8 protein-coding genes and 1 rRNA gene are annotated in these 8541 nt (G+C 70.0%); 7 read left to right on the forward strand and 2 right to left on the reverse strand.

What is annotated here, in order from left to right; translation table 11 throughout:
• Positions 1-84: 84 nt before the first annotated feature.
• The 6 genes from ACFWPQ_RS36225 to ACFWPQ_RS36250 all read left to right on the forward strand — a co-directional run bounded on the left by ACFWPQ_RS36225 (position 85) and on the right by ACFWPQ_RS36250 (position 7208).
• Positions 85-393: a hypothetical protein gene (locus tag ACFWPQ_RS36225; protein WP_089101683.1), complete on the forward strand. Its 309-nt coding sequence runs from the start codon at positions 85-87 to the stop codon at positions 391-393.
• Between the two features lie 141 nt (positions 394-534).
• Entirely contained in the window at positions 535-1365 is an 831-nt protein-coding gene (locus ACFWPQ_RS36230) for a hypothetical protein (RefSeq protein WP_384044482.1), read from the forward strand.
• The gene (locus ACFWPQ_RS36235; protein WP_384044485.1) at positions 1355-2710 is read left to right on the forward strand and encodes a hypothetical protein; all 1356 of its coding nucleotides are present in this window, start codon (positions 1355-1357) and stop codon (positions 2708-2710) included. Before ACFWPQ_RS36230 ends, ACFWPQ_RS36235 begins: the two co-directional genes overlap by 11 nt.
• The gene (locus ACFWPQ_RS36240; protein WP_384044487.1) at positions 2707-4266 is read left to right on the forward strand and encodes an SCO6880 family protein; all 1560 of its coding nucleotides are present in this window, start codon (positions 2707-2709) and stop codon (positions 4264-4266) included. The genes ACFWPQ_RS36235 and ACFWPQ_RS36240 overlap by 4 nt, the downstream gene beginning before the upstream one ends.
• A gap of 14 nt (positions 4267-4280) precedes the next feature.
• A complete protein-coding gene (locus ACFWPQ_RS36245; RefSeq protein ID WP_384044490.1) occupies positions 4281-5696 on the forward strand; it encodes an ATP-binding protein in 1416 nt (471 codons plus the stop codon).
• Between the two features lie 12 nt (positions 5697-5708).
• A complete protein-coding gene (locus ACFWPQ_RS36250; protein ID WP_384044493.1) occupies positions 5709-7208 on the forward strand; it encodes a type IV secretory system conjugative DNA transfer family protein in 1500 nt (499 codons plus the stop codon).
• On the opposite strand, the gene ACFWPQ_RS36255 is transcribed toward ACFWPQ_RS36250, so the two are convergent.
• Positions 7205-7771, reverse strand: coding sequence for a GNAT family N-acetyltransferase (locus tag ACFWPQ_RS36255; RefSeq protein WP_384044496.1), 567 nt, complete (start codon positions 7769-7771; stop codon positions 7205-7207). The two genes, ACFWPQ_RS36250 and ACFWPQ_RS36255, sit on opposite strands and share 4 nt — an antisense overlap.
• Before the next feature lie 71 nt (positions 7772-7842).
• Here ACFWPQ_RS36255 and ACFWPQ_RS36260 point away from each other — a divergent pair, with 71 nt between their 5' ends.
• Positions 7843-8391, forward strand: coding sequence for an isochorismatase family protein (locus ACFWPQ_RS36260; protein ID WP_384044498.1), 549 nt, complete (start codon positions 7843-7845; stop codon positions 8389-8391).
• A 63-nt stretch (positions 8392-8454) separates the two neighbouring features.
• Here ACFWPQ_RS36260 and rrf read toward each other — a convergent pair.
• A 5S ribosomal RNA gene (rrf, locus tag ACFWPQ_RS36265) occupies positions 8455-8541 on the reverse strand; the annotation flags it as partial.

The raw sequence follows: 8541 nt of genomic DNA on the forward strand, positions 1-8541 counted from the left end.
CGGCGACGTTGTCGGCGAGAATGATGCGTGACCTCTGCACCCGGCAGGGGCGGACAGAACTACCCACCAGGGGCGGTGACTTACATGTTCCTTGCAGCCGACAAGGGTGACATCAACACCATCATCGGCGGAATCGCTCCGGACTGGGGCCCCTTCGGCAGCCTGGGCAACGAAGCGAAGACGATGATCCAGGTGGTCATGGCCGTCGCCATCCTGCTCTGCCTCGGCATCGCCGTCTGGGGCGCCGCCAAACAGCGCATCGGCGCCACGGCCCTCCGCGACACCTTCAGTGCCGAACAGGGCAAGGGCCTCATCATCGCCGGACTCACCGGAGTCTTCATCATCGGCTCACTCGGCACCCTGTTCACCATCGTGTACGGCATGGCCGTCTAGCCAATCTGCACCTCCCTTTCCCCCGTTCCGAGGTTGCGTTTCCCTGATGTCGAGTCACCACACCGCGCCCGCGCGGGAACCAGCACGGCTACCGTCGTACTGCTACGCGTTCCGGTACGACGTGGAGGGGGAGTACCCGGCATGAGCCTCGGAGACGAGCCCGGCTACCCGGAAACCGGCCACACCCGCACCCGCCTGCCCGAGGACCCGTACGGCGGCGCCTCCCGCCGTGGCGGCCGGTCCTCATCCAGAAGCCTGGTCACGGTCGTCGGCGTGGTCGTCCTCCTCATCGCGGCGATCGCCTTCGCGAACAGAGGCGACGGCAACGGCTCGTCGACGACGACCGACACGGGCGCAAGCGGCAGCGGAAACCAGCCGGCTTCCTCGTCGACGGCGGCCAGCGGCACGAAACCCGTCGAAGCGAAGAGCGGGGGCATCCCGAGCGGGTTCGCACACAACGCGCAGGGGGCGCAGAGCGCGGCGGCCAACTACGCGGTGACGCTGGGCTCGACGGGCATGTACAACAAGGACGACCGGCACCGCATCGTCAGCAGCCTCTACACGTCGGCCGCGGCCGCCAAGCTCCAGAGCCCCATGGACGCGGCCTACTCGACGGGCTTCCTCGCCAAACTGGGCCTCGACGCCAACGGCAACCCGCCGAAGGGCAGCACCTTCGTGTCCCGGACGGTCCCGGTGGGTACCGAGGCCGAGCAGTACAGCGACAGCACGGCCAAGGTCTCCGTCTGGTACATGGGGCTCATCGGCATGTCGGGCACGTCCTCGACCAACCCCGTGACCACCACCTGGAAGACCTGGACCTTCGACCTCCAGTGGGACGGCAACGACTGGAAGGTCGGCTCGGACACCCAGACGGACGGACCAGCGCCAGTTCCCGGTGACGACCAAGCCGCCACCTCCGATGCCATCAGCAAGGCCGTCGAGCAGTACGGAGGGTTCACTTATGCCCGGTAACCCGCGTCGTGCCCTCAGCCTCGCCGGCGTGCTGACCGCCGTACAGACAACCGCCGTACTGCTGGCCACCCGGGCCGCGGCGGCGCCGTCGCCGTCGGCCAGCCCCTCGGCCTCGCCCTCACCCACCGCCTCGCCGAGCAGCGACTACTGCGCCGGCATCACCGGCCCCACCAAGCAGCTCTGCGAGAGCGGCTCCGGCGGCAGCAGCGGCTCCACCACCGACCCCCTCACCTCCACCCTCGACCCCCTCTCCTCCCTCGCCCAGGGCTGTGCCAAGGCCGCGTCCTGGACCGTCGGCAAGCTCAGTGACGCCGTGAAGGAGACCGCCAACGTCGACTTCACCAACGAGAAGTTCCTCCAGCAGTACGCCGTCGTCTTCGCCGCGTCGACGATCCTGACCCTCCTGCTCTGGCTGCTGGCCGTGGCCAAGCGCGCGGTGCGCGGCGTCCCCCTCACGACCGCCATCTCCGAAGCCATCGGGTTCCTCTGGCTGACCGTGCTGGCCTCCGCCTTCACCCCCCTGATCCTCTACACGGTGGTGTCGGCGACCGACGGCGTCACCGACGTCCTCGCCAAGACCACCGGCGACCAGACCGACACGTTCTTCGGCACCTTCTCCGCCGCCCTCAGCAAGGGCGACGACATCGGCGGCGGCCCGATCATGCTGATCGTCGCCTCCCTGGTGAGCATCCTCGCCGCCGGCGTCCTCTGGCTGGAGCTCGTCATCAGGGCCGCCCTGCTCTACGTCGGCGCCCTCCTCGGCACCGTCGTCTACGCCGGCCTGGTCGACAAGAACCTCTGGGGCCACGTCCGCCGCTGGGCCGGCATCATGATCGCCGTCATCCTCGTCAAACCGGTGATCGTGATCGTGCTCGGCCTCGCCGGCGCCCTGTCCTCCGACGGCGGCCCCGACGCCTTCTCCGCCGTCGTCTCCGGCCTCGCCATCATCCTGCTCGCCATCTTCGCCAGCGCGATGATCTACCGCTTCGTCCCCGGCTTCGGCGACGAGATCGCGAACGGCCGCAACAACCGCATCATGCAGGGCGCCGAGGGCAAGGCCGCCGCCGTCATCAGCAGCCCCGCCAACCTCGTCGCCCAGGGCATCAGAACGCACAGCGCCCGCGCCGACAACAACGGCGGCGGGAGCGGCGGTTCCGGCTCCTCCGGTGCCCGCCCGGCCAACCCCGCCTCGGGCGGCGTCGCCGCACACAGCACGCGCACCTCGAACGGTGGTGGCGGCGGAACTGTCCCCTCCGCCGCACCCGCACCCCGCGCGCCCAGCCCGGCGAACACCCCGCACGCCGGCAACACCCGCAACAACAGCTCGGGAGGTGAAGGGCGTTGACGACAGAGTCCCACCTGTCCCATCCGATCACGCCCCGCCGTACGTATCTCATCGGCCGCGCCCGGCCGAACGCGATCATCGGCAGGAACCGTGAGACCGGCGAGATCGCCCTGATCATCGCGGGTGCGTTCCTCGGCATGATGTGCGGGCTCCTCGTCCCGGTCCTCTCCCTGCGGATCGTCCTGCTGATGGGCTTCCCGCTGATCGCACTGGCCGCGGTCTACGTGCCGTACAAGCGCCGGACCTTCTACAAGTGGTTCGAGATCAACCGCAGTTACAAGCGGAGCCTGCGCCAGGGCACGGTCTACCGCTCCACCGCCGCCGAGGCCGGCACCCGCATCGACGGCCGCGAGGTCGAGATCGGCCCCCCGCCCGGCATCGGCCGCATCAGCTGGCTCGCCGCGCCCTTCGGCCCCGACGAGATCGCCGTACTCCTGCACGCCGACCGCAAGACGGTCACCGCCGCCATCGAGATCGAGGGCCCCGGCGTCGGCCTGCGCGACTCCGAGGACCAGGAAGCCCTCGTCGACCGCTTCGGCACCCTCCTCAAGCACGTGGCGAACGGCGACGGCTTCGTCACCCGCCTCCAGATGCTCGCCCGCACCCTCCCCGCCGACCCCGACGCCCACGCCAAGGACGTCGCCCAGCGCGGCGACGACAGGGCCCCGGACTGGCTGTCCCGCTCCTACGACCAGCTCCAGTCCATGGTCTCCACCAGCAGCGAGCAGCACCGCGCCTACCTCGTCGCCTGCATGCACTACTCCCGCGAACTGGCCGCCGAGGCCCAGGCGATGGCCCGCGCGGCCCGCCCCCAGGCCGGCCGCAAACTGGACCGCGACGCCGGTCTCGCGGTCGTCATGGCCCGCGAGCTGACCGACATCTGCTCGCGCCTGCAGGAGGCGGACATCCGCGTCCGCCAGCCCCTCGGCCAGGGCCGGCTCGCCTCCCTCATCCACTCCATGTACGACCCGGACCACCCCATCGACCACATCCAGGCGATGACCCAGCGCAACGCCTGGCCGGCCGAACTCGACGCCATGGAACCCACGTTCCTCCAGGCCAAGACCCGCGAGTCCAGCACCCGCGAACCCTGGTGCCACGCCACGGCCTGGGTGAAGGAATGGCCGATGACCCCGGTCGGCGTCAACTTCCTGGCGCCCCTGCTCGTCCACACCCCGGACGTCATCCGCACGGTCGCCGTCACCATGGACCTCGAACCCACCGAGGTCGCCATCGAACGCATGCTGACCGAGAAGACCAACGACGAGGCGGAGGCGTCCCGCGCCGCCAAGATGAACCGGACCGTCGACCCCCGCGACATCGCCGCCCACAACCGCCTCGACCAGCGCGGCGAGGACCTGGCCAGCGGCGCGGCCGGCGTCAACCTGGTCGGCTACATCACCGTCTCCTCCCGCACCCCGGAGGCCCTCAACCGCGACAAGCGCACGATAAGGGCGTCCGCCGGAAAGTCGTACCTGAAGCTGGAGTGGTGCGACCGCGAGCACCACCGCGCCTTCGTGAACACACTGCCCTTCGCCACCGGAATCCGAAGGTAGAGGCTGATGCGCTGATGAGGGACCCGCTGTCCGTCCTCACCGAAGCCTTCACGTCCTTCCTCTTCGGGAAGGTCGAGACGACCCGCTCCCCGGTCCGCACCTCCACCGGCCAGGCCCAGGCGGTCTACCTCCCCACGGCCGCGCCCGGCCTCGGCGACTCGGGCGTCATCATCGGCCGCGAGGTGTACTCCGGCAAGGGCTACATCTACGACCCCTTCCAGCTCTACGGCCAACAGCTCCCGGCCCCGCACTGGCTGGTCCTCGGCGAGTCCGGCAACGGCAAGTCGGCCCTGGAGAAGACCTACGTCCTGCGCCAGCTGCGCTTCCGCGACCGCCAGGTCGTCGTCCTGGACGCCCAGGGCGAGGACGGCGTCGGCGAGTGGAACCTCATCGCGGAAGAGCTGGGGATAACACCCATCCGCCTGGACCCGATGGCCGCCCTGGACCACGGCATCCGCCTCAACCCCCTGGACCCGGCCATCACCACCACCGGGCAGCTGGCGCTCCTGAGGACCATCATCGAAGTGGCGATGGGCCACGGCCTCGACGAACGAGCCGGCTTCGCCCTGAAGGTCGCGCACTCCTACGTCAACGAGACGATCCTCGACCGCCAGCCGGTGCTCACCGACATCGTCGAGCAGCTACGGCACCCCGAGCCGGAGTCCGCCGAGGCGATGAACGTCGCCATAGACGACGTACGGGCGTGGGGCCTGGACGTGGCCCTGGTCATCGACCGTCTGGTCGACGGTGACCTGCGCGGCATGTTCGACGGCCCGACCACGGTCGGCATCGACCTCGACGCCCCGCTCATCGTCTTCGACCTGTCCCACATCGACCGCAACTCCATCGCCATGCCGATCCTGATGGCGATCGTGGGCGTGTGGCTGGAGCACACCTGGATCCGCCCCGACCGGAAGAAGCGCATCTTCCTGGTGGAAGAGGCCTGGCACATCATCGCCAGCCCGTTCGTGGCCCAGCTGTTCCAGCGGCTGCTGAAGTTCGGCCGACGGCTGGGTCTCTCCTTCGTCGCGGTGGTACACCACCTCTCCGACGTCGTCGACGGCGCGGCGGCGAAGGAGGCCGCGGCGATCCTGAAGATGGCGTCGACGAGGACGATCTACGCCCAGAAGGCGGACGAGGCGCGGGCGACGGGCCGGGTGCTGGGCCTCCCCCGCTGGGCGGTCGAGATCATCCCGACGCTCACCCCCGGCATCGCGGTCTGGGACGTCAACGGCAACGTCCAGGTGGTCAAACACCTGGTCACGGAGACAGAACGCCCGCTCGTCTTCACGGACCGCGCGATGACCGAGTCGTCCAGCGACCTACTGAACCCGGACGACGCCCTCCTCGCCGCCGAGATCGAAGCGGAACAGCGGGCGGCGGCCTTCGTGGAACAGCACCTCGGCGACTCCGAGTCGACGGTGGCATAGGGAGGACCGTCCGTGAGACCGGACCCTCGGCAGGAGCGCGACCAGCAGGGCGGCGGGATCCCCGACGGCCTGCTGATCGGCATACTCGGGTTCCTGCTCGGCATCACGATCCTGGTGTGGACGGCGACGGGACTGGCGGCCTGGTTCGCCCAGGGCAGCTGGCCGTCGACGGTCAACCTCTCCCACACCCCGATCGCGATGCGCCACCTCATCGGCGCCCCGCACGACATCACTGGCGCCTGGCCGGACACACCGGCCGCCCAGCTGTCGGGCTGGGGGCTGTTCTGGGGCCTGTTCATCGGCCAGCTGATGGTCCTGGTCGTCCTCGCCGTGTTCGTCCTGGGGACGGTGACCCGCTGGCGGGCCGGCCGGAGGAGACGGGCGGCGACGGCGAAGGCCAGAAGCGCGGCCGCCGCGGTACCGGAACCCCGCACCGGGCCGGCAACCGTCCAGGAGGCCCGTCAGCCGGCTTTCCAGGAGACGATCCAGGAGCCGGCCGTCCCGATGCCCGTCCCGATGCCCGACGCAGAACCGGAACGCACCCTCGAGGGCCTCCGCCCCACCCCCAACGGCGACCGGCCGGGCACCTGGACCAGAATCCACATCGCACCGCGCGAGAGCCGGCAGGCGACCGCGACCCAGGCCATCCAGGACGCACTCGGCCCCGCCCTCGTCGTCACCTCGAACGCCACCCTCTGGTCCGAGACGAAGGACGCCAGAGCCAAACTCGGCCCCGTCCTCCTCTACGACCCGAACCACCTCTGCGACACCCCCGCCCGCTTCCACTGGTCCCCGACGGCCGGCTGCGAGGACAAGCAGACCGCGATCCAGCGCGCCCACGCCCTCCTCGCCCCGGTCAGCCCCACCGCGAAGATCGACCAGATCCTCACGGACACGGCCGAGACCCTCCTCCGCAGCTACCTGCACGCCGCGGCCCTGGAGAACCGCACGATCCGCCACGTCCACCGCTGGGCACAGGGCACCGGCGTCCAGGACGCCGTACGCACCCTCCGCACCCACCCGAAGGCCGCCCCCGGCTCCGCCGGCGAGCTGGAGGCCGCCCTCACGTCCCACCCCGAACGCCGGGACATCGCCCAGGAACTGACGGCCAGGGCGCTCGCCGCCCTCTTCACGGTCAACATCCGCGAGGCCTGCACACCCAACCGGTCCGATGCCCTCGCCCTGGATTCCTTCATCGACGAAGGGGGCACGCTTTATGTGGTCGGTGAATCCATCGAGGACCCCAGGACCAACCCCGGCGCCATGCCTCTCCTGACGGCCCTCGCCTCCAGCGTGGTCGAGCGCGGCCGGCGCATGGCCGAACGGTCATCCTCCGGTCGGCTCGACCCACCACTGACCCTGGTCCTGGACGACGTGGCGGCCGTGGCCCCACTCCCCCAGCTCCCCGACCTCCTGGCCGGCGGCACCGACCAGGGCCTGCCCGCCCTCGCCCTGCTCCGCTCCCACGAACAGGCCCGCTCCCGCTGGCCGCACCGGGAACTGCCGGTCTAGGACGGCCACTCCCGAACGAACTCGATCTCGGTCTCGGCCTCGTCCTTGAAGAACGGCACGAGCACCCCGCTCGGCACGAACCCCGCCTTGCGGTACGCCCCCTGGGCCCGCGGGTTCTCCGCGTGCACCAGCAGCCTCACCCGCTCCGCGCCCCGCTCCCGCGCCCACTCCACACCGGCGTCGAACAACGCCTTGACCAGCCCGCTCCCCCGATGCTCGGGCCGTACGAACACCCCCACGACATGCCCCTGCCGGCGCTCGACCGGAAACCCGGCCCAGTCCGTGGTCCCGGCCTCCTCGATCAGCACGGTCCCGGTCCCGGCCCACTCCCCGTCCGCCGCCACCGCGACGAACTGCCGTGCGTCACTCGGCTCCGCGGCCGACCGCGCGGCCCGCTCCTGATAGAAGGAGTCCGGCCGCTCCAGAGCCTCGTCATAGGACTCCAGGAACGCGATGTCCGCGACCGGGTCCCGCAACGCGGCGAGCCGCAACCGCTTGGCGGCCTCCCACTCGTCGGCCCCTATCGCGCGAATCACGTAATCACCGCTGCTCATAGCACTCATGCGGTCACGCTAACGCCCACCGCCCACCGCACTCACCTGGTTTGTCAGTGGCGCCGTCTACGGTGGGCGTCATGACGACTCTTCCGAACCGTCCGAACACTGCCCTGCTGATCGTGGACGTGCAGAACGGGGTGGTGGACAGCTCCCACAACCGCGACGAGGTCATCGCCAACATCAACACCCTGCTCGCCAAGGCCCGTTCCGAGGCGGTCCCCGTGGTCTGGATCCAGCACTCCAGCGACGAGCTGAAGCCGGACAGCGCCCCCTGGCAGTACGTCCCGGAGCTGACCCGCGAAGCGACCGAGCCCCTCGTCCACAAGCGCTACGGGGACTCCTTCGAGGACACCGAACTGGAGTCCCTCCTCGCCGAACGCGGCGTGGGGCGCGTGGTCGTGACCGGCGCCCAGACCGACGCCTGCATCCGCTCCACCCTGCACGGCGCGATGGTCCGCGGCTACGACGCGACGCTGGTCGGCGACGCCCACACCACCGAGGACCTCACCGAGTACGGCGCGCCGGCCCCCGAGCAGGTCGTCTCGCACACGAACCTCTACTGGAGCTGGCAGGAGGCCCCGGGCCGAAAGGGCGGCACGGTCAAGACGACCGACGTCGCTTTCTGAACGCCAGTGCCTATAACGCAGAAAACCCCCGCATCAATCGATGCGGGGGTTTTCCCAATATTTGTTCGGCGGTGTCCTACTCTCCCACAGGGTCCCCCCTGCAGTACCATCGGCGCTGTAAGGCTTAGCTTCCGGGTTCGGAATGTAACC

This window comes from Streptomyces sp. NPDC058464, assembly GCF_042721035.1.
Lineage (GTDB): Bacteria > Actinomycetota > Actinomycetes > Streptomycetales > Streptomycetaceae > Streptomyces.

Bases quoted from the DNA above. Each gene is read 5' to 3' on its own strand.
- ACFWPQ_RS36245 (WP_384044490.1), top strand. From the start codon at position 4,281: ATGAGGGACCCGCTGTCCGTCCTCACCGAAGCCTTCACGTCCTTCCTC.
- ACFWPQ_RS36225 (WP_089101683.1), top strand. From the start codon at position 85: ATGTTCCTTGCAGCCGACAAGGGTGACATCAACACCATCATCGGCGGA.
- ACFWPQ_RS36235 (WP_384044485.1), top strand. From the start codon at position 1,355: ATGCCCGGTAACCCGCGTCGTGCCCTCAGCCTCGCCGGCGTGCTGACC.
- ACFWPQ_RS36230 (WP_384044482.1), top strand. From the start codon at position 535: ATGAGCCTCGGAGACGAGCCCGGCTACCCGGAAACCGGCCACACCCGC.
- ACFWPQ_RS36260 (WP_384044498.1), top strand. From the start codon at position 7,843: ATGACGACTCTTCCGAACCGTCCGAACACTGCCCTGCTGATCGTGGAC.
- ACFWPQ_RS36255 (WP_384044496.1), bottom strand. From the start codon at position 7,771: ATGAGTGCTATGAGCAGCGGTGATTACGTGATTCGCGCGATAGGGGCC.